This window comes from Enterococcus casseliflavus NBRC 100478 (assembly GCF_001544095.1).
Classification (GTDB): domain Bacteria; phylum Bacillota; class Bacilli; order Lactobacillales; family Enterococcaceae; genus Enterococcus_D; species Enterococcus_D casseliflavus.
The window spans coordinates 104,481-124,763 of sequence record NZ_BCPT01000002.1; the positions used below are offsets into that span (position 1 = coordinate 104,481).

General features: G+C 44.4%; 16 protein-coding genes and 1 pseudogene. 3 read left to right on the plus strand and 14 right to left on the minus strand.

The genetic code is table 11. The features are described from left to right. Nucleotides 1–3 precede the first annotated feature (3 nt). The 7 genes and pseudogenes from ECA1_RS02385 to ECA1_RS02420 form a co-directional block, all read right to left on the minus strand. Nucleotides 4–897, minus strand: coding sequence for a VOC family protein (locus ECA1_RS02385; protein WP_060791618.1), 894 nt, complete (start codon nt 895–897; stop codon nt 4–6). A gap of 13 nt (nt 898–910) precedes the next feature. Beyond that, the gene (locus ECA1_RS02390; RefSeq protein WP_060791619.1) at nt 911–1,873 is read right to left on the minus strand and encodes a ring-cleaving dioxygenase; all 963 of its coding nucleotides are present in this window, start codon (nt 1,871–1,873) and stop codon (nt 911–913) included. A 10-nt stretch (nt 1,874–1,883) separates the two neighbouring features. Continuing rightward, complete coding sequence (locus tag ECA1_RS02395) at nt 1,884–2,312, minus strand: MarR family winged helix-turn-helix transcriptional regulator (protein WP_060791620.1); 429 nt, start codon at nt 2,310–2,312, stop codon at nt 1,884–1,886. A gap of 297 nt (nt 2,313–2,609) precedes the next feature. Next, nucleotides 2,610–3,674: pseudogene (locus tag ECA1_RS02400) on the minus strand (bifunctional transcriptional activator/DNA repair enzyme AdaA). Between the two features lie 295 nt (nt 3,675–3,969). Continuing rightward, a complete protein-coding gene (locus ECA1_RS02410; RefSeq protein ID WP_236596105.1) occupies nt 3,970–4,482 on the minus strand; it encodes a glycosyl-4,4'-diaponeurosporenoate acyltransferase CrtO family protein in 513 nt (170 codons plus the stop codon). Nucleotides 4,483–4,494: 12 nt separating this feature from the next. After that, a complete protein-coding gene (locus tag ECA1_RS02415) occupies nt 4,495–5,601 on the minus strand; it encodes a glycosyltransferase (protein WP_060791623.1) in 1,107 nt (368 codons plus the stop codon). An 11-nt stretch (nt 5,602–5,612) separates the two neighbouring features. After that, nucleotides 5,613–7,100, minus strand: a complete 1,488-nt coding sequence (locus tag ECA1_RS02420; protein ID WP_060791624.1) for a phytoene desaturase family protein — start codon at nt 7,098–7,100, stop codon at nt 5,613–5,615. 555 nt (nt 7,101–7,655) lie between these two features. On the opposite strand from ECA1_RS02420, the gene ECA1_RS02425 reads away from it, so the two are divergent. Further along, a complete protein-coding gene (locus ECA1_RS02425; RefSeq protein ID WP_060791625.1) occupies nt 7,656–8,033 on the plus strand; it encodes a DUF7006 family protein in 378 nt (125 codons plus the stop codon). Between the two features lie 232 nt (nt 8,034–8,265). Here ECA1_RS02425 and ECA1_RS02430 read toward each other — a convergent pair whose 3' ends face one another. The 3 genes from ECA1_RS02430 to ECA1_RS02440 all read right to left on the minus strand — a co-directional run bounded on the left by ECA1_RS02430 (nt 8,266) and on the right by ECA1_RS02440 (nt 12,445). Beyond that, a complete protein-coding gene (locus ECA1_RS02430; RefSeq protein WP_071859213.1) occupies nt 8,266–9,759 on the minus strand; it encodes an AcpB/EbpR/MafR family transcriptional regulator in 1,494 nt (497 codons plus the stop codon). A 289-nt stretch (nt 9,760–10,048) separates the two neighbouring features. Next, nucleotides 10,049–10,453 (minus strand): hypothetical protein, encoded by a 405-nt coding sequence (locus ECA1_RS02435; protein ID WP_060791626.1) that lies wholly within the window; start codon nt 10,451–10,453, stop codon nt 10,049–10,051. Nucleotides 10,454–10,948: 495 nt separating this feature from the next. After that, entirely contained in the window at nt 10,949–12,445 is a 1,497-nt protein-coding gene (locus ECA1_RS02440) for a glucosaminidase domain-containing protein (RefSeq protein ID WP_060791627.1), read from the minus strand. A gap of 594 nt (nt 12,446–13,039) precedes the next feature. Between ECA1_RS02440 and ECA1_RS02445 the strand changes: the two genes are divergently transcribed. Then, nucleotides 13,040–14,533, plus strand: coding sequence for an AcpB/EbpR/MafR family transcriptional regulator (locus ECA1_RS02445; protein WP_060791628.1), 1,494 nt, complete (start codon nt 13,040–13,042; stop codon nt 14,531–14,533). 125 nt (nt 14,534–14,658) lie between these two features. On the opposite strand, the gene budA is transcribed toward ECA1_RS02445, so the two are convergent. The 3 genes from budA to ECA1_RS02460 all read right to left on the minus strand — a co-directional run bounded on the left by budA (nt 14,659) and on the right by ECA1_RS02460 (nt 18,260). Beyond that, nucleotides 14,659–15,375, minus strand: coding sequence for an acetolactate decarboxylase (budA, locus tag ECA1_RS02450; protein WP_060791629.1), 717 nt, complete (start codon nt 15,373–15,375; stop codon nt 14,659–14,661). An 18-nt stretch (nt 15,376–15,393) separates the two neighbouring features. Beyond that, nucleotides 15,394–17,046, minus strand: a complete 1,653-nt coding sequence (gene alsS / locus ECA1_RS02455; protein ID WP_060791630.1) for an acetolactate synthase AlsS — start codon at nt 17,044–17,046, stop codon at nt 15,394–15,396. 254 nt (nt 17,047–17,300) lie between these two features. Then, nucleotides 17,301–18,260 (minus strand): alpha/beta hydrolase, encoded by a 960-nt coding sequence (locus ECA1_RS02460; RefSeq protein ID WP_060791631.1) that lies wholly within the window; start codon nt 18,258–18,260, stop codon nt 17,301–17,303. Between the two features lie 218 nt (nt 18,261–18,478). Between ECA1_RS02460 and ECA1_RS02465 the strand changes: the two genes are divergently transcribed. Next, entirely contained in the window at nt 18,479–19,405 is a 927-nt protein-coding gene (locus ECA1_RS02465; RefSeq protein WP_060791632.1) for a methyl-accepting chemotaxis protein, read from the plus strand. A gap of 100 nt (nt 19,406–19,505) precedes the next feature. On the opposite strand, the gene ECA1_RS02470 is transcribed toward ECA1_RS02465, so the two are convergent. Next, on the minus strand, nt 19,506–20,279 hold the full coding sequence (locus tag ECA1_RS02470; protein ID WP_060791633.1) for a hypothetical protein: 774 nt from the start codon (nt 20,277–20,279) through the stop codon (nt 19,506–19,508). Between the last annotated feature and the right edge of the window lie 4 nt (nt 20,280–20,283).

A 20,283-nucleotide genomic window follows, 5' to 3' on the forward strand; every position in this document is an offset into this window, starting at 1 on the left:
TTTCTAAACCGATAAATCTGGCAAGCGATCCTCGATCTCTGCACGGCGGCTTTCAAATTGGGCTGGCAGCATCAACTGCTGTCCTAACGTTTCTAATGGTTCATCAACTAAAAAGCCTGGGGTTTCTGTTGCGATCTCAAAGACGATGTTGCCCCGCTCTTGGAAATAGACGGCTTTGAAATAATTGCGGTCTTTGATTTCAGTGACTCCGTATCTTTGATCGTACAAGTACTCTTGCCACTCTTTTTGCACTGCTTCCGTTGGCACAGACCACGCGATGTGATGGACGGTGCCGACACCCCAGCGCCCTGCTGGCAGTGCTTCATGGGGCACGACGATCTCATGAGCGAGGGTGCCTGCGGTATGAAGATGGGTGCTTTTCTCTGTTTTGTTAAAAATGTTCAGTCCTAGATCATCTGCCAGCGTTTGAATGGTCGCTTCTGGTTGTGCCGAAAGCAAGACGGCCCCATGAAAGCCTACAATCGCTGGTGTTTCCGCCGATTCTTCGGCTTCGACTAGCGCCAAAGACAGGTCATGCTGATCATGAAGTTCTAAAGTTGGCCGGTCAAACAATGTACTTTCTTGGACAGTTACTTGATGTTTCGCCAAATGTTCTTGCCAATAGGCACTGCTGCCTTTAGGAATACGAAACGCGATCGTGCCGACTTGTCCGCTTCCTACTCGTCCAAGATGGGCATTTGCCCAAGGGAAGAAAGTGATGATGGTCCCATTTTCTAACGCTTGATTGCTGTAATAAAGATGATACGTGTAGGGATCATCAAAATTGACGGTTTGTTTGACGAGGCGCAACCCCAACACGTCACGATAAAAGGCAACGTTCGTTTGGGGATCGCCTACGATGGCTGAAATATGGTGGATCTGTTGAATGGGTTGCATACTATGTGCCTCCTTAGGCGCGTTTTGTATTGAAGGGTTTGATGACTCCTTCGATGTATTCACGGCGATTTTCTAAAAATGGTGCCAATGATAAGGATTCACCCAATGTTTCATATGGCTCATCCCCCATAAACCCTGGTTCATCTGTCGCTAGTTCAAAAAGAATATGGCCGATGCGCACATACAACGACTCAAAATAGTAGCGATCGACATAGCCAGAGTTGGCCAATCCCAAGTTATCAAAGACTTCTTGCCAGACTGCTAATGAGTCATGGTGGGCTAAACGAAAAGCGACATGATGCACTTCGCCGTCCCCTTGTTGTGCTTGCGGGCTCGTGGTATCTTCCGCTAAAACGATTTGGGCGCCATTGCCGCCTTCACCGACTTCTAGCAAATAGCGATTGTCTACTTGATCAATGGTTTTGAAATCAAAGACGGATTCCAGCAGCCCTTTGAAATCTGCCAAATAAGAAACAGACATTTCAACAGGACCTAAGCCATAAATCGCAAACTCAGTAGGAACGGGTCCTTTTTTCCAAGGAGTACCAGCTTTCACGCCAGTATTGTGTTCATCAGAGATCAGTTGATAGGCTTGCGTATCAAAATCCCAAAAGCGCAACACTTTTTTCCCAAATTCGGTGGTGATTGCCTCGTGTTTTACCTCAAATTCATCAAAGCGTGCGGCATAATAATCAAGGGCTGCGTCACTGGGCACTCGGAAACTGGTACGGGTGATCGAGTTGGTTCCTTTGCTACCACGAGCGGTATTGGGAAAATCAAAGAACGTCATGGTCGTTCCCTTTGTCCCTAAATCATCCGCAAAGTAAGTATGATACGTATAAATGTCATCTTGATTGACGGTTTTTTTCACTAAACGCATCCCTAACACATCTGTAAAGAAATGGTAATTCCGTTCCACATCACTTGTCATAGCCGTCACATGGTGTACCCCTAATAATTGGTCTTGTTTTCTCATTTTCTTTTCCTCATTTCTGATCGTAAGTTATTTTTCGTAAAATTGTTTTTAATTGTTGCAATTCTTCACTGCTGAGTTCGGAAAAACTCGCCGCAATCTTTTGTGCATGACTGGGAAAAATTTTCTCCATCAACGCCCTGCCTGCTTCCGTAATACTGACGTATATTACCCGTTGATCTTCTTGGCTAGGTTCCCGTTGCACGCAGCCTTTTTTGACTAATTGATCGACCACGTAGGTTGTGGAGCTGCTGGCGATCAAGATTTTTTCCTTGATGGCTTGCGTCGTATGGGTGCCTTTATGGTAAAGCAATTCCAGTACGGAAAACTCTGTGATATTTAAGCCATAACAACGGACATCTTTTTTTGCCACTTGTTCCAAACGACTCGCCGTACGCAGCAAACCAATGTACGCTTTGAGCGCTTCTTCTTGATGCGCCATTTTCCTCACCTCTTTATTTCGAATTCGAGATAATCGTAACTTACTTTTTGTAAGTTGTAAAAAGATATGCTTTGGTTGTTTAAGAAAATCATTCAATGCTTATTTTTATAGAGGTTAAGAACGGTTAGACACTAACGAAGGTCCCACCTTTTCTCTATGTCCCCTTCAAATCTAATAAAAAACGAAACTCATGAAAGGTTCCATGAGTTCCGCTAAATATATATTTTACTGAAGAGGATTCGATCCATTCCATGTACTGATCGATGAAGCGCTGATTCCGACGCATACTTGTCCTTTTTAGATCATTGTGGTCGGCTGCACCTGCTTTTCCAAAGCCAGCAGCCACTTTTTGCGTTCGATCCCGCCACCATAGCCGCCGATACTGCCATCGCTATTGATGACGCGGTGGCATGGAACGATCAACGCCAATTGATTTTTTCCGTTGGCATTGGCAACAGCTCGGGTGGCTTTTTCATTGCCGATTCGCTGTGCCAATTGTTTGTAAGAGTATGTTTCTCCGATCTTCATCGCCAACAGCTGCTGCCAGACGGCTTTTTGAAAATCAGAGCCGATCAATGCGATGGGTACCGTGAAGGCAGTTCGATTCCCTTCAAAATATTCCGTCAATTCTTGATTGAGTTGCTGAATGATTGCTGTTTGCTGGGGAATAATCACTGCATTCAAACGGCTTCTCAAAACAGCGATCTCCGTTTCTAGCCCTCTGCGATCCACGAATTCTAACAAGTAAAGCTGCTGCTGGTCGCTGATTGCCAGCATCTATCCCAGCTTGGTCTCAAGCCAAGCGGAAGAAAGAATCTTTTTTTCACGGCTGTTGGAAGGCAATTCCCCCATAATCCGGGAAAACGCATCTCGAAAGCCGTTGCCAGAATCGAAGCCGGCTTCTAATTGTGCTTGGATCAGCGGTTCTCCTTCACGAATCTGCTTGAACGCTAACCCTAAACGGCGTGCACGGGAATATTCGATAAAGGTCATGCCAAAATATTTTTTAAATTGTCGACGTGCAGTATTGGGATGGATCGCTAGCACTTCAAAATCTTTGTCGGTCCACTTTTTCTCCGGGTTGCTCTCCACCGCTTCCACAAGGCTTTTCACGTCAGGGGATAAGTGGCTAGGTGAGCTGAGCGGGCGACATCGTTTGCAGGGACGATACGCCGCCAGCAGCGCTTCTTGTACCGTCTGAAAAAACTCGCAGTTTTTCTTGAGCGGTTTTTTCGCTGGACAGGTAGGACGGCAAAAGACGCCGGTGGTTTTTACCCCAACGTAAAAAATCCCTTCATATTGGGAATTTTTTTCAATCAGCATGTCGTAATAGTGGTCCCGTTGTCGGCTATCTTCAATCATCTTGCGCATCCCTCCTTCTTTTCTACACTTACAAAAATACTTTGTACCTGTCCTAACACACGACCAACCAATGCAGCAGCCTGCAAAGGCAGGTCGAAAATTTGCCCACATCCTTCTGATGACATACGATCACCCTTTCCTCTGAATGACCTTAGTGTACAAAAAATGGACTTGGCACATCCCATAAAAATTAACACCAATTTTTTAAAAAGGATCGAAGGCAGTTGCCCTCCGATTTTTTTGATTTCCAGTTTACCTATTTTTCAGCGAATCTTAAAGCGGCACCTACAGGAACCTAGACCGTCGCCTTCTGCTTGACTTGCAGGGCACTTTTTTTCCGCAAGACTTGCTCCAAACGGGGGCGATTGTAGCGTTGGATCATGATGAATGGGCAGTTAGCCAATAACGCATAGACGATCATCACCCAGCCCGCCCACGCAGGATTCCAGAGGAAAAAGAACGGTGCTGGAACCATCAGCAGCCAATGGGTCAGCTCTGCTCGGCGTGTCTCGATGACGAATTTTTCCAGATAGTCCTTTTGCTGTTGAGCCAAGCGGGATTTGTCAAAGCCTTTTTTGGCAATCACAGTGCCGTCGGGCAATTTGTCTTTCCACTGACGAATACGAAACACCTCCGCCCAGATCCTACCGCCTTTTTCAAAGGCAAAAGAGCGGAACCAGTTGGCACGACGTTCAAAAAAGGCATCACTGACTTTGCGCAAGCCAAAGGAGATGCCTAGATGAAACAGCAGCCAAGCCAAGCTGTCTGTAATGAGCAAGAGCAGTGGAGATAAGGTGATCAGCGGCATGTGCATCGCCTCCTATAAATTGATTTTGCGTCCTTTCCAGGTCACGGATTTCAACAAATGGGTTTGGATCCACGACCAACCAAATAAGCCTAGGAAAAAAAGAAAGTAACATGGGAAAAAAAGCAGCAGGATTCGGTTGAAGTTGCCGACACGGCGGGCAAAGCACAGAGTTTGTCCAAAATAAGCAGCATAAAAAAGCAGTCCTAGCCAAAGCGGTTCCATCAGAAATGGTGCCGCCAGTACCCCAATGCCGCCGCTGATCCACAAGATGACGCCCGCCATAATCAAAGGGTGAGTGGATTGCGAAGCAGTGGCAAAGTCCTTCGTCCAGCCTTGAACAAGTGGACGAACACCAGCTGGATACATCCGAAAGGCCACCAAGTCTTTTCCACCATACAAGGCGATCGGCAAGCGTTTTTTCTTAAAGCGTCTCGCTAATGCTAGATCATCTAAGATTCCTTGTGGCATGTTCTGATGTCCATTGGCTTGAAGGTACGCAGTTTTGCTGCACAAAATACACGGACCAAAGACGCCGCCAGCTGAGAGTTTTTCGCCTACGATAGAAAAGCGGTTCAACCCGACAGGTAAGACGACATTAAAGACGGCAGACAGTTGTTCATACAGGCGCTTCGTTTGATGATAGGGCTGCACCGAGAGCAGTCCTTGTCCCGATCGCTCCTCATACGCAGCGAAAAGACGCTCTAAGCCATCTTCTGCTAGAAAGAAGGTATCGGCATCCAAAAATAATAGATACTTGCCCACCGCTTGTGAGGCGCCTAACCAACAAGCCGCCGCTTTCCCAGCAGAATCAGCAGTGGTTTGCAAGACCGTCGCACCGAAGCCCTTGGCACAGGCGATCGTCTCGTCTTCCGATCCGTCATCAACCACCAAAATCTCCACAGGATGAAGGGTTTGCTGCTGCAAGGATGCCAACAATTGCGGCAAATTTTCTGCTTCATTGCGGGCGGGGATGATGATCGACAGTTCTCCCCTCTCCGTCAAGTCTTTGGATGCGGCTGTCTCCTTACGGGTGGGTATCGTCGGCAGGCGGAAAAAAATCAGCCAGCCTGCCAGCCAAGCAGCGCAAATACCAGCGAGCAGCAGGTACACAGTCATCATCCTTTCTTGTCTTAGTGTTCTCTTTTGGTGATCATCTCACTGACTTGCTGGCCACTGAGGGTCACCATCGGCATGCCCGCCCCTGGATTGACCGTACCGCCAACGAAGTATAGATTGTCGTAGCGTTCGCTGTGTTTCGGGTGTTTAAAGCCATGATTTTTCTTGCGGTTAGAGACCGTGCCGTAGATGGCGCCACGATGTGACAAATAATTCTTTTGGATGTCTTCGGGTGTCCAGCGGTCTTCATACACGATGTGCTTACGTAGATCCGTTAAGCCCATGTTTTCCAGCTTGATCAAGATCCGTTCACGAAAGGCATCGTATTCCGCTTCCGTAAAGGGTTTATCCTGCAAATAAGGGATATGAGGCAAGATTTTGATGTTCTCATGCCCTGCCACTGTTTGCGAAGGATCGGTTTTGTTGGCATTGACCAAATAGATTGTTGGATCTTCTGGCAGCTGATGCTGATGGAAATTTTGATCAAAGTTTTCTTTTGAGGCATTTGAAAAGAAAAAGTTATGATGCGCCAATTGCGGATAGGAGGTTTTGACCCCTAAGTGCAAGACAAAACCCGAACTTGCTGGTTCAAATTTTTCTTCCAGTTTTTGAGTAAAGGTCGGCGCTTCTTCTAACAGCTCTTCATAGGCCGGGATCACTTCCATGTTGGAAACAAAATAGTCGGCTTCGATCAACGTGCCATCATCCAAACGAGCGGCACGAATCTGTTCCTGTTCAACGATCAATTTTTCCACTTTGTGTCCCGTGTGGAAGGTCACACCGATCTCTTTTGCTAAGCGAACGATGCCTTCGGCTAAACGATGCATCCCGCCTGGCACGTACCAGACACCTTGGGCATGCTGCATATAGATCATCATGTTCAAGACGGCTGGAGCGTCATAAGGAGATGAGCCGACATACTTGATAAAATAGCTCAGCATGTCTTGCAGCTGCGGATTGCTGACACGTTTTTGAATGGCATCATGCATCGAAGAGAAATAATCAAAGCCTTTCAGCGCTTTGATCACACCATGATACTTCAAGATATCTTTCGTGGTATCTAAGCCTTTCTCAAAATAGCCTTTTTCTGTGATTGCATAAATCTTTTGCGCATAGTCCAAAAAGTCTTGGTACTCGGCCATGTCTTTTTCCGACAAGTGCGGGTTTTCCTTTGCCATACGTGCAAGATCGCCATAGAGATCGATCTTGGTGCCGTCAGGAAAAAAGGAGCGCCATTCCAATGGCAATCGGCGAATCGCAACATAATCCGCCATATCGCGATTGCTGCCAGTAAATAATTTTTCGAAAATCTGCGGCATCGTCAAAATCGAAGGACCTAAGTCAAAGCCGAAGCCGTTTGTTTCCAGTCGGTTCAACTTGCCGCCTAAGTGTTGATTTTTTTCATATAATGATACATCAAAGCCATTTTGGGCTAATGAGACCGCCGCTGATAGACCACCAAGTCCGCCGCCGATCACTACAACTGTTTTTTTCTCTTTCATTGAATTGCTCCTCGTTTGCTTTAATGAACGTCCCTATTTAGCCAAACCTTCTCGTCAAAACAGATGGTTGCGTCTCACTGCAACTGCGTGTCTTGGCACTGTTTTGGCATTGACCACTTGAATCAAAGGATCGTTTTTCTAGATAATTCTATAGTATCACACCTTTGAAAAAATGACGGGGATGAGCCTATCGGTCAACTGATGCTGCTTTGTCCTCGTCCATGATTTCAGCAAATGAAAAAACAACCTGCTGGCAAAGAATGGAAACCCAGCAATTTCGCCCAATTCGGAAATATTCTTTTTATAACAACAATTATCAGAATATTTGAACATTTTTGACGTTAATACCAGTGAAAAACAAATCTTCGTATGGTTACGAAAAAACGCGTTTGAGCCAATTTGGAATATCCTGTACATTGAATGTAGCGAAAGTCCTTCCCCCAATCATTTAAAAAAAACAAACGAACCTTCTCAGTAAGACATTGCTTAACAGTGACTGTTTTTGATAATGACACGTATTGTCGCTTTTTCCTAACACTTATAAGGAGTATTGATATGAACTTAAAAACGATCCAATCAGCCGAAGAATATTTAAACTTTTTTGACGAAGAATTTATCCACTCGCCCTGTTCTTATACTCATCCGAAAATCTTTAATTTTTATCTCTCTTTGCGCCAACGATTTTTGTCGATCTATGAACAAGAAGAGGGTACTTTTTTCGAAAAAATGTCGTTGCTACTAGATATCGACGCACAGCTGCAAATACTAAAAGAACTTTATGTTTTAAAAATTTCTTCTTTAAATGAGTATGCGGAAGAAGAGATCATTCAGCTGACGGTCAAAGACAAAACCTGTTTCTATCGGGAATTGACCGGCCTTCAGCTAAACCAAAAGGCGCCTTGGAGTTTGATTTACTTAAGTGAAGCCCAATGAGTTCGCCCACATCGATCGATTGAATTGAAAACCGCTGGTTCCAAAGGCTTGCATCCGTACCTGATGCACTCCCCACTTCCCCTCCCCACACTCCTGCACAGCTGCGGAGAGTCAAGCCATTAAAAAAGAAAGCATTTTTCCTTCACTGCTTAAACAGTGAGAAGGAAAGATGCTTTCTTTTCATGTAAAAGGCCCTTTCTAGCAGCTCTTTAGGTCAAAACATAATGGGAAACTAGAAGAGGTCTTTTAAGGCAAATTGGCGGGTGACGTTAGGATTGATCCGTTCAAGCAATCGATTCCAGTCAGAAGAAGAAGGAATCGTTTTGAAGACGATGCACTCAACGATATCTCGAAATTCGGTCGCATGCTCGGCATAGTTCGTCACTAGCAGATCGATGGTGTTTTGTTCTAAATACTGAGCATTGACTTCCCCTGAGTCAGGATAAAAGACTTGATGGGATCGGCTAAAATAGCGGTTAGACCAGCCTTCAATGTACTGAACGATATTGTTATTTCCTTCGAAGATAAAGGCGATATTTTTTCGGGGAAACCAATGACGTTCTCGAACAGACTCGATATAAATCACTAAGTTTGCACAAAAATCCGTCAGATACTCCTCAGAATAAAGGTTGTGGTACTCGCGACTATTTTCTAAAAACTCTCGGTAAGCAGCAAACTCCTTAGGAAAGGTTTTCTTAATAAACGCATTCACATCATAGATATTGCGATTGGCAGACGTGGATAAGCACTCCTTCAATTTAGCAGAGGTAAAAAAGGATTCAATCAGAATCTGATCCTCTTTGGGCTTTTTCGACGATACATTCAACATCTGATAAAAATCGTTGGTCAACGTGCGGATCCCTGTCCAATGATTATACGAAAGACAAAACTTTTGTTCGACGATCACATTTTGCAGTTTTTTCTTTGTGATAATACTAACAAATAAGAAGATAAGTTCATCGTTCGTCAATCGACATTGAAAGTACTTTTCAATGACCCCATTGATTCGTTGAAAATGCATCAGCTGAATACTGTGTCGCAAGGCGTGGTACAATTCGGCGTTGATTTGCACAGTCTTACCTTGCATAAATCGCTCAAGCGAAATATAGAGCAGATACGTGTATTGTGAAAACGAAACGGTGTGGTAACTATTTTTGTCAAACATCCTGCCGATTTCCGTTACTGCCTGCTGGACCGCTGCTGGCGGAAATACAGTGTGGGGGGTGCTGTCCGTTTCATAAAAAAAGGTACAGAAGAAATTGCGGATATCTGCTTCTTCCCCAACGATATTCACAGGATCTAATGCTAGCTGGAGATCAAAACGTGCCAGTTGTTCATGAATGCGCTGCAAGTACTTCGATAAGGTACTCTTAGATAAAAACAAGCAGTCCGCCCACTCATCGATCGTCTTTAACTCTCCAATAAAAATATTTTCCAATAAAATAAAGAGCGGTTCATTCGCTAAAAGCGAGGCTTTTTTCTTTTCATACTGTGAATAATCAAATAGTTCAAACGAATAGCCTTGATTGGTGGAAGTGATCAAGATCAGCCCACAGAAATACTCGTTGATCTGACTGATGTCTTTGCCAATCGTCCTGGTGGTACTAGTTGTTACTTCAGCCAATTGACTGGCACTGCAAATTTCATTTTTTTCAAATTCACTTAGAATCTGCAGCCATCGGACGGTCGATTTGCTTGTGACAAAACTCAATTGAAAATTTTTCAAACATAAGCTCCTTACTAAAAAATTTCTTTTTTGCGGCTAAATTACGCATGAAAGGCGCCTAAGCAGTCTCATTATATCGGTTTTCATCCTACATAAAAAATCGGTTTTTTCATAGCCTGATGAAAAAAAGCGTTGTTTCCAGACTACTGTTGTATAACAATTATTTTATCGGCTATTGAAAATAGTGCAAGGATTTCGCTTTTGCTTTCATCAGATTCTTCTTAAGGAACAAGAAAATTCTTTGTATCATTTGCTTCATTTTGAAAAAAACTGCTATGTTGAAAATCACCTATGTTTTCTTTATTTGTCTAAACGTGTCTGACATGATGTTTAAAAGCTGCTCATATTGAGATTCTTGACTTGTTTTTTTCACCTGCACGTTAAAGTCCTGTTCAATAAATTGTTTGGGTATCAACTGATCCATTTCTATTTTTGAAAGCCGCTCGGTACACTCCGCTAACAGTTGGTAATCCTTTGCGAGTGTTTGCGGCAGCTTGTATGTTTGAGTAAAAAAAGAATAGCGTGCAGTCTGTTGAATCGTTGCTGCCACTTGCTGGTGAATCAAATACTGGAATTCTTTTACTTGCATATCTACGACTGACCCTACGCCGTTTCGTTCAAATAGTTGATAGTAATAGTCTAAAAATTCGCTATTAGCCATCACTGTCTCAAAATCCGTTTTATTTATTCTCATAAAATGTTCCCCTCTTTTTCTATTTTATGCATCACTGTTTACGACGTTCTTTTCGTTTGTCAGAAAAAAGAGCAGCTCATTTATCTCTTCTACTTTTTTATGGTTAATCATTTCTTGTTAGTTCTTTTCAACGATCAATACTGATAGAAAAAGGATTAGACTTATAATTGATGCACTTCCTGATTATTCGCTCCCCTACTTCGTTAGCAAGTTTTTATTCGTAGGTGTAACAACTGTAACGATTTTGCTTCTCCGCTCGTCACCAAGAGCATGCGAATCTACCATTTGTGCTGCTTGCTGACCGATCTGCTCGCGCCAGTTTATGGATTAGCAACGGTTACGGTTATGTGAAAATTATAAAGAATCTATGCACGATTTTTTTAAACATTTTTTCGGTTTTCCTGAAAAAAAAATTAAAATCGTTGCTCTCGAAAAAATGACTAGAAAAAAACAAAAAAAAGAAAGCATCTCTGATACTCTCTTTTTTGACTATTCTTATTTTGTTAAAAAAGCGATTGGATCGACCAATTGCGCTTGGCTCAAGCTAGGCGATGCACTGACTTCAAAGTGCAGGTGTGCGCCTGTGCTATTGCCCGTACTACCCATGAGGGCAATCGTTTCTCCTTGTTCCACTTGTTGACCAACCTTCACAAGGTTCTGTTGATTGTGGGCATAGAGTGTCGTCATCCCGTCCTCATGGAGAATCGCTACATAATTCCCCCAAGAAGGATGAACCTCTGAACGAATGACCGTTCCAGATTGACTCGCCAGGATTGGAGTCCCAAACGCTGCAGCAAAGTCAACGCCCCGATGAAAGCTTCCCCAACGTGGGCCAAAAGTAGAAGTGACAACGGCTTTTTCAACAGGAAAAAGATACGTCTCACTTGCGGTCACATCAGGTTTTTTCTGATCATAACGGGTCAACGCATAGGCTTCGATCAAAGCTGTCAGTTTTTGAGCATATGTCGTATCTGTGGCATACCGACCAGTCAAATAACGGGCAGCCTCTTGATAAGAAGCCGCTTCTGATTTCCATACGCCTTTATAAAAATCAGACTGCTGCCCGACCCCTTCTTTCAACAAGCGAGCATAGTCCATCAATGACTCTTTGTAGCCAGTATATTGGCGGAACGTTGCCGTGATCGTATAGTGATTTCCCGTACCATCATCTTCTTGTGTCCGAAAAGCGACACCCTGTCCTTGATAGGTTCCTTTGATACCAAAGAGATTGAAGTACGGCGCCTGACTCAGTCTGCTTTGCCCGCCACCTGACTCTAAAATAGCCTGTGCAATCATGACAGAAGCGTACAAATCATTTTTCAAGCCGATTTCTCGGGCATCTTCACCAATTTCTTGGATAAAATCCCACACTTCTTTTACTGGTGTGACCGTCAAGGTCGTTTCGCTGCCTTGCTGCGGTGTCGGATCGGATTGACTTGGCGCGCTTGGTGCTTGGGTACTTGGTGGCATGATTGGTGACACAGCCGCCGGTGTTTCTTGACTTGCATCACTGTTTGCTTCTGGTGTCGGTTTCGTTTCTACAGGTTTTGACGGTTTGGGCTTCTCTGGCTGCGTCTCAGGTTTGGGTGCTTCAGGCTGTGTTGGTTTTTCTGGTTTCGGTGCTGGCGTTGGTTCTTCTGGCTGAGAAGGCTCTGGCTTACTCGGTAGCTCTGGATCTGGCTCTGGTTCTGGCTCTGGGGTCGGTTGGGGTTCTTCGGTTTGCTCTGTTCCCTCCGGCGCTGTCTCAGATCCTTCTGGTACACTTTCTACAGGTACCGATCCTTGCTCAGAATCGGGCACTTGTCCTTCCACTGCTGGAGCGGTTTCTTCGATCGTCCCTGCTGTGCTGCTGTCACTTGCTTGTGCAGCTGTTTCTGATGTTTGGGTAACGGTCGTACTTTCCGATGCAACAACCGCAGCTGAAACTGGCACACCAGCTAAAAGTTGTCCGCAAACCAAAAGAAGCGCTACCCCTTTTTGCGAATGCTTCATAGGCGAAATCCTTTCTCTTTCTTTTTCCTCTTAACAACCTCTATTGAAAAAACATCTTGCCATCCAATTAGTAAATAAATATCAATTCTCTTTTATTATACTACGCTTCGTTTTTTCGACTCAAGCAAATGACTCCCGCCCTAGCAAAAGAGAACGAGCTTTTGGAGAATGGGTCTACTGGTAAAAGATCAGGTTTTGCATCCAACGCATTGTCGATCCTCGGCTTCAGCAGTTTTTTTCTGTTGCCTAAGATCCTCTGGCGTCATCAGAAAAAAACACTGTTGTTCAAATAGGCGGCTGCCCGTTGAACAACAGTGTTTCAATTGTCTCTTCTTGCTCCATTGGCTTTTTATCGAGCGTTGGGACCCTTTCTATTCGTGCTTCATTTTTCTCAAGTTTATGTATGATTTTTGGCAATTGGTTTCTCAGGTCCTTGCTATACTTACTCTGAAGAATTGATATTCTTAGAAATTTTCTGCTGGCAGTCAGAGTCTTCAAGGGACTATGACTAAAAACGCCGAACAGTTGAAGGTTTCATTATCTGTGCAAATGATTATGCTATAATTATTGAAACTTATTTTGTTGGAGGCTGACATGAAAACATTTCAATTAAAATTCATGCGAAACCGCACGTTGATTCGCTGGCTGCAATTGTTAAATGAATTTGAGAAAAGTCCCACCCGTACATTGGGAGAACTTGCTGAAGTGACCGAAAGCAGTACCCGTACGTTGATTACTGACATCGCTAGCCTGCGAGAGCACTTTAAAGGGGCGATTGCGATCCATACAGCAAAAATCGGGTACCTTTTTGAAGTAATCGATCAGGATAGGTATCGAAAGCAAAAGCAAGAATTAGTAAATGATGAACCGATTTTCCAAATTTTAGAGAGTATTTTTTATAATGAGCAGCAGTCACTCCTTGATTGGAGCTTAACGCTTAATATTTCTGAACAAGCACTGATCAGCTATTTCCGAAAAATACAGCCTTTTTTATCCCCTTTCGGTTTAAAAATCAAAACTGACCCCGTCTCTTTGGCAGGTTCTGAGATCGATATCCGGAAATTTTTCTGTCTTTTTTACTACGAGTCTGACATTAATGTCCACACGCTATTCCCTTCGATCCATGTCCAAGATGCGGTGATGGAAATCACTGATCTTTTGGAAACGAAGGCCTTACAGAGCTCTTCGTTTTCTTATTTTGCTTATATCCTTTATATTAGCGTGGAGCGCAGCAAACGTGGTTTACTTGCTGCCCCCTTCCCTCAACTCAAGGAGCTGATCAAAAAAAATGATCTGCTGTTTGATTATGAGGCGCTAAAAACAATCATTCGGCGTTATTTTCATTATGAATTCCCTCAAGAAGAAGCCGTCTACCTTTTGACGTGTATCATTTGTCGCCGCAAAATCAACACCGACCTAGCAGCCAGCGAAGCGTTTTGCCGCAATTACAACCAATGGCCAGAGATCAAACAGATCACTGCAGATTTTTACGCACAAAATCGTGGGCATAGTTTGGATGAACAAAAAGACTTGCTTTGGCTAGAATCTTTTTTCATCGTTGTCAAACTCCGTGAATTGTTATCGCCAACGATGAATATCAATATTGACGACCTCAATGACTTTGTCCAAGAAAAGTTTGCCGCAGAATTTGCGAAAAATCGCCAGTTTCTCCTTTCCCACCCGCTTGTAAAAAATCTCTATTCTCTCGATCATTTGGATGATTTTTGTACAATCCTCACGTTCCATATGGAAGCAATTATTGAAGAGAATTGGGGCAAGCCGCGAATCATTGCCGTTATTTTTGAAGGCAATGAATATGTTTGCGAGCATGCCGAAAGCATTATCCGAAAATATCTAGGTTTTTATCATGAAATGTACTACCCTGATTCAAACGAACTTTCCCATGAGTACTTAAAGGAAAAAAATATCAACTTGCTGATCACCAACTACCCTGAATATGCGACGGAGTATTTGCTAGATGTCGAAAGCGTCTTATTAAAATCGATACCTGATGCTGCCGATTGGAATCATCTCTTGAATCGGATCAATCCAAGGATTTTGCGATTAGTTGTACTTGATAATACATGACGATACCACCATCCGAATAGAAAGAAGCACAAAAAAGCAGCGAAGCGTTGGCTTCACTGCTTTTTTGCGTTCCATTCGATTCAAGACCACTCTACTGGCGATCAATTATTTTTGCTGCCTGCTGCTTATTCGGCAGCTTCAATATCTTTGGCAATTTTTGCGACATCGATCTCCCGCTGCAAGTAGTCTTGGTTGTCGATAGGAAAATGCTGACGAAATTCGGCTAGTTCCATCAATTCGACTTCACCAGCTGCCACTTCAAAGTCTAAGACATGGCCAGCAAATGTCCGATCATCACTAATAAAATGCAGGTGGAAACCAGCAGCCGCAGCGCCGTGGAACAACAGCGGGGTAAAGAATCCGACGATCGTTCCGCTGATATTTTCTGTCTGAAATTCGGGCTGATGCTGGATGATCTCAATGAATTTTGGATATGGTTTTTCTTGCTTTGGGGCAACGCGGACGTGCATCTTGGTAAATACCCCATGGATTTTGACAGCGGAAAACAAATTCGGGCTGACTTCGGTCAGGACGTGGTTTTTCACTTCTTCATCGGTCATTTCTTGGCTAACCTGCAGGTGCTTCGCCGCAGAAAAATCAACAACTGCCGCATAGGGGGTTCCTTCATTGCCTTGGAGCACTTGCACCTTGCCCGATTCGTCTACATGGTAGATTTCACCATCTAAAATAATCACTTCACCATTGGAACCAGCCAATGTACCGATCCCAAAGTTGCCATATTCAAGCATTTTGCCGATTTGCTCCGTGCCATCCATTAAATCCTGCATCAACCCACCTAGGGTGCCATGCTGATATAAATAACTTTTGCTTTTCACTTTCATCTTGCTGCTCCTTTGGTCTTAATAAAATTGATCAGGTAGGATCGTTTTGCCCAGATCGGCATTATCTGAATAATCCACAGGGATATCAATGATCACTGGACCATCCGTTGCAAAGCCTTCTTCGATGGCTGCCATCAATTCTTGTTTAGTGGTTGCCCGTAGGCCTTTGGCACCAAATGCTTCGGCATATTTTACGAAATCAACGGGTCCAAAATCAACCCCAGAAGCACGATCATATTTCATTTCTTCTTGGAATTTCACCATATTGTAAGTACCGTCATTCCAAATCAAGTGAATGATGTTTTGTTTCAAACGGACAGCTGTTTCTAACTCTTGGGCAGAAAACAAGAAGCCGCCATCGCCAGATACAGAGATCACTTGAGTATTTGGTCGCACGAGCGCTGCAGCAATCGCCCATGGCAAAGCGACCCCTAAGGTCTGCATGCCATTACTAAAGAGCAGATGCCGTGGCTCATAACTACGGAAATGACGGGCCATCCAAATGTAGTGGCTGCCGACATCCACCGTTACCGTCATATCGTCGGTCACTTCTTGTTGCAAAGCATCGATGATTTCCAAGGGATGCAAGGTATTGTTACTGCCTTCGACATCCGCTGGTTTTTCATTGAGTTTGGTTTGCAGCGTCGTTAAATAGTTTTGGGCGTCTTCGCTCAAGTGATACTGATTGATGGCTTTTGATAGTTGTTCAATAATTTTCGCGATACTGCCCATCAATTCAACTTCTGGCTGCATAAATGGATCGATCTCCATCGGTACTTCATCGATGACGATCACGCGGGCATCTTTTTCCGCATTCCAGTTGCGGGCTTCGTATTCGATCGGGTCGTACCCTACAGCGATCACTAAGTCGCTGCGTTTCAACAGCATATCACCCGGCTGATTGCGGAATAAGCCGACGCGGCCAAAGAAATGCTCTTCTAATTCACGAGAAATGATCCCAGCACCTTGGAAGGTCTCTACGACAGGCAACCCAGTTTTTGCAACTAAATGACGAATCGCTTGTGTTTCTTTCACGCCTGAAGCCCGCATCCCTAAGAGTAAGACAGGCAGTTTGGCTTCTTTGATCCGATCGACGAGTGCCTGGATATCTTCTGCATCGGCACTGCCTAATTTAGGCGAAGATAGAGGTTTGATCGCTGCCCCTTGAACGGTTCCGTCTGTCACATCTTGAGGAATGGATAAAAAGCTCGCCCCTTTTTTCGCTGTTTTTGCGATGCGAAAGGCGTTGGCAATACTTTCAGAAAGGGTTTCAGGATCTTGGACTTCACTGCTGAATTTCGTGATCGGCGCAAACAACGCCGCATTATTCATGCTTTGGTGGGTCAATTTTGAAAGGTCAGAACGCTTCACTTGGCCTGCTAGTGCCAAGACGGGATCACCTTCGGCAGTTGCCGTGACCAACCCAGTCGCTAAATTACTGGCTCCTGGTCCGCTTGTTGCAATGACGACTCCTGGCTCTCCTGTCAGGCGACCGATTGCTTGTGCCATAAAGGCCGCGTTTTGTTCATGTCGTGCCAAGATCAACTCTGGTCCCCGATCACTCAACACGTCAAACACGCCATCGATTTTTGCACCAGGAATCCCAAAGATATAAGGCACCCGATGATTCTCTAAACTTTCAACAATGATTTCTGATCCTTTTGCACTCACTGTATTACCTCTTTTCAAAAACTGTATTAATCACAATACATATAATAGCACTTTTTATTTATTTATCAACGAAAAACACTTATTAAAATCTGTATTATAAAAACGAGTTTTTTTAGAGAGCGTTTGCATCTGCTTCAGACTGCAGGTGTACGTCTTTCAATTTTTCCGACAAAAAAAGGAGTGGATCGCTCCACTCCATACATCCTTTTCTGTCTCAGAACACCGCATAAAAAGAAGCTTCTTTTGACGGTTTTTTATTCTGCGGGGACATTTTTTTCCGTCAGCCATCCGACAGCCAGTGTCATGGCCGCTCGTGCGGCTTGGGTCTGATCCATCGCATTGACCATCACAAAATCATGGATGATCCCTTGCATCCGTGCTTGGGTGACTTCCACGCCAGCTGCTCGTAAATGCTGCGCATAGGCTTCCCCTTCATCCCGCAAGACATCTGCTTCGCCTGTAATGATCAACGCTGGCGGAAGATCGGCTAACTCCTCTTTGGTCGCGCGTAGTGGAGAAGCAGTCATTTGATCCCGCTGTGTTTCATCCGTCGTGTATTGATCCCAGAACCATTGCATCCCTTCTTTGGTCAGAAAATAATTTTCACCGAATGCTTCATACGAAGGCGTATCAAAGCGGGCATCTGTCACAGGATAGAACAATAATTGCTGTGCGATCGGAATGCCGCCACGGGCTTTCGTCAACAAGGTCATAACCGTCGCCATGTTCCCACCTACGGAATCGCCAGCCACGGTCAAACGGCTAAGGTCTAAGTCTTTGACATCGACAAATCCTGGTAATTGCTGCAAGACCGCATAATTTTGTTCGATCGCCGTTGGGTATTTTGCTTCTGGTGAACGACTATATTCAGGAAAAATGACGATCGAGTTGGTTCGTACCGCCAATTCACGGATCAATTTATCATGAGTCGCGGCACTGCCGAAGACCCAGCCCGCGCCATGGAGATAATAAATGACAGGAAGAATCGCATGATTTCCTTCAGGACGAACAAAACGAACATTGATGCTCCCCCATTCGCCTGTATCTACGGTCTGATCTTCTATCTCAACCGCCAATTTATTGACGGGTGACTCTTGGACTTGTTCCAATAGTGCGCGCCCTTCTTCTGGCGGTAATTCATAGATCCGTGGGTGCGGTGCATTTGCCTCACTAAATTCAACGGCTGCTTTTTCCAACGAAATTCTATCTGTCATACGATTCTCTCCTTTTGTTTGAAATCGTTCGTGTTGAACTTAAGGGTACCACCAAGTCATTCTGATGCAAAGAATCTTGCTTCCTTCTGCTTCCAGGTATTTTGTTCGACAAAAAAGGTGGTTTTTGCACTCTTAACTGCCTTGCCTTCATCACCGATAACTGTAAGACACTCGCTGTGTAAACTTCCAAAAAAACTGAAAGGCGTAGGTAAGTACGTATGAAATTAACATTAGATGAAACACAAAATAACCGTCTGCTCGCTGCTATTTTTCAAGAACTCGCTGTCATAGTCTTTGATCCGCAAAAAGAAGTTGTTTTCGCCAATGCCAACATGACGGATATCCTAGGTTATAGCCAAGAAGAAATCATTGGCTTGCCGCATCGGACCTTTTGTTTTGACCATTATGCTGCCAGTACGGATTACCAAACTTTCTGGAATCAACTGCTTTACTCAAAGCAACGGTTTCAAGACAAAATCATTCGGAAAAACAAACAAGGAGAAAAACTGATTTTAGAAGGGATTTACTTCCCCGTCCTCGATGAGCAGCAAGAAGTCGTTAACGTCGTCAAAATCGCTTTTGACATTACCCAAAGAGAACAAGCCTTAGCGGTCACTATCAAAAAAGTGCAAGAAAGTGCGGCTTCCCTGACACGACTTTCTGCCAACGGACACCAGCAAGTCGATCATTTGTCAGAGAACTTGGCGCAAGTCAAACAGCTGTCTGATCAAAATCAAGCAACGACCCATGCCTTAGAAATGGATAGCCAACAGGTGACAGCGGTGCTGCATGACATCGACCGCATTGCGCAACAAACCAAACTACTGTCCTTCAATGCTTCCATCGAAACGGCACGGATCGGCGAACAGGCAGCTGGCTTTCGGGTGGTTGCGGATGAAATGCAAAAATTAGCTGAACAGACCAAGCAGTTGACCCAAACCATTGCCGCAACCATGCAAGCCATCAACCAACAAGCCTTAGTCGTGTTAGATAGTGCCGATTCGACGACCATGAAAATCAGTGATTCGCAAAAAAGCCTCGCTGCCGTTTTGCATTCTTACGACACGCTGCGAACGACGGCCAGTCTTTTAAACGATGAAGCCGAGTATTTATCAGAAACCAACGACGCTGAGTTGGAAACCTAGAAACCAAATGAATAAAAAAAGAGCGCCGCTGTTTGCGACGCTCTCTTTGTTTTTTTGACCAATAAATTGATTCCCTATTTGATTTCATCGATACTCAGCACTAGCCAGCCTCCCACTCTTGCAACAACTGCTGTAATTCTTGCAAAAATGATTGGGTCGCAAAGCCCAATGCTTGAAGAGGAACACGATATTCCTGTTGAACCACCAAAAAACTGCCAAAGATTTTATGTTGGAACGAAAAGGAAAGAGTTTTCCAAATACTCCACGAAAAACTGGCTATTCGTTTTTCTTTCTTTTCGTACGTGCACAAATACACTCGCTCGATACCAAAAAGTAGCCCCGCATTCGCTTTCTTGCCAGTCATCTGTGCCGTTAGCAGTGCCAGAGGCGTCTCCGTTTCAGGCACTTGAAAACTGGTAAGGACTTGTCTTTGCCATTGCCGTGGCAGCACTTGTCTTTCCCCAGAAAAATAGAACAAAAAATCTTGCTCTTGCAAAAAAGCATTCAAACGAGTTTGCCGCTCCTTGACTGGATCGCGTGGCGCCTGCTGAATCAAAGACGTCTGATTCATTGCCGATTGCTTTGACTGCTTGTGATCACTTGAACCCCCTGCCGCTGAGGAGTTTCCTAGGGGAAGAGGATCCATCGTTTGGTTGGCAGCAGCTGATTGACTGATTTTCTTCAGCAAAAAAGCAAGATGCGTCAACGAAAGCTGTTTTGCTGTCATAGGATTGGCATGCGGCCTTTTGGTAGGATCGAAAGATTGTTTGATCACCATTTTCCCACGACAATACAGACAAATCGCCGTGCCAGCGTCCCAGTTGACTTCTAGTTCTCCTAGGCAGTGGGGGCATTGAATCGGAATAATATCCATTGAA

Bases quoted from the DNA above. Each gene is read 5' to 3' on its own strand.
- ECA1_RS02385 (WP_060791618.1), bottom strand. From the start codon at position 897: ATGCAACCCATTCAACAGATCCACCATATTTCAGCCATCGTAGGCGAT.
- ECA1_RS02390 (WP_060791619.1), bottom strand. From the start codon at position 1,873: ATGAGAAAACAAGACCAATTATTAGGGGTACACCATGTGACGGCTATG.
- ECA1_RS02395 (WP_060791620.1), bottom strand. From the start codon at position 2,312: ATGGCGCATCAAGAAGAAGCGCTCAAAGCGTACATTGGTTTGCTGCGT.
- ECA1_RS02410 (WP_236596105.1), bottom strand. From the start codon at position 4,482: ATGCCGCTGATCACCTTATCTCCACTGCTCTTGCTCATTACAGACAGC.
- ECA1_RS02415 (WP_060791623.1), bottom strand. From the start codon at position 5,601: ATGATGACTGTGTACCTGCTGCTCGCTGGTATTTGCGCTGCTTGGCTG.
- ECA1_RS02420 (WP_060791624.1), bottom strand. From the start codon at position 7,100: ATGAAAGAGAAAAAAACAGTTGTAGTGATCGGCGGCGGACTTGGTGGT.
- ECA1_RS02425 (WP_060791625.1), top strand. From the start codon at position 7,656: ATGAACTTAAAAACGATCCAATCAGCCGAAGAATATTTAAACTTTTTT.
- ECA1_RS02435 (WP_060791626.1), bottom strand. From the start codon at position 10,453: ATGAGAATAAATAAAACGGATTTTGAGACAGTGATGGCTAATAGCGAA.
- ECA1_RS02440 (WP_060791627.1), bottom strand. From the start codon at position 12,445: ATGAAGCATTCGCAAAAAGGGGTAGCGCTTCTTTTGGTTTGCGGACAA.
- ECA1_RS02445 (WP_060791628.1), top strand. From the start codon at position 13,040: ATGAAAACATTTCAATTAAAATTCATGCGAAACCGCACGTTGATTCGC.
- budA (WP_060791629.1), bottom strand. From the start codon at position 15,375: ATGAAAGTGAAAAGCAAAAGTTATTTATATCAGCATGGCACCCTAGGT.
- ECA1_RS02460 (WP_060791631.1), bottom strand. From the start codon at position 18,260: ATGACAGATAGAATTTCGTTGGAAAAAGCAGCCGTTGAATTTAGTGAG.
- ECA1_RS02465 (WP_060791632.1), top strand. From the start codon at position 18,479: ATGAAATTAACATTAGATGAAACACAAAATAACCGTCTGCTCGCTGCT.
- ECA1_RS02470 (WP_060791633.1), bottom strand. From the start codon at position 20,279: ATGGATATTATTCCGATTCAATGCCCCCACTGCCTAGGAGAACTAGAA.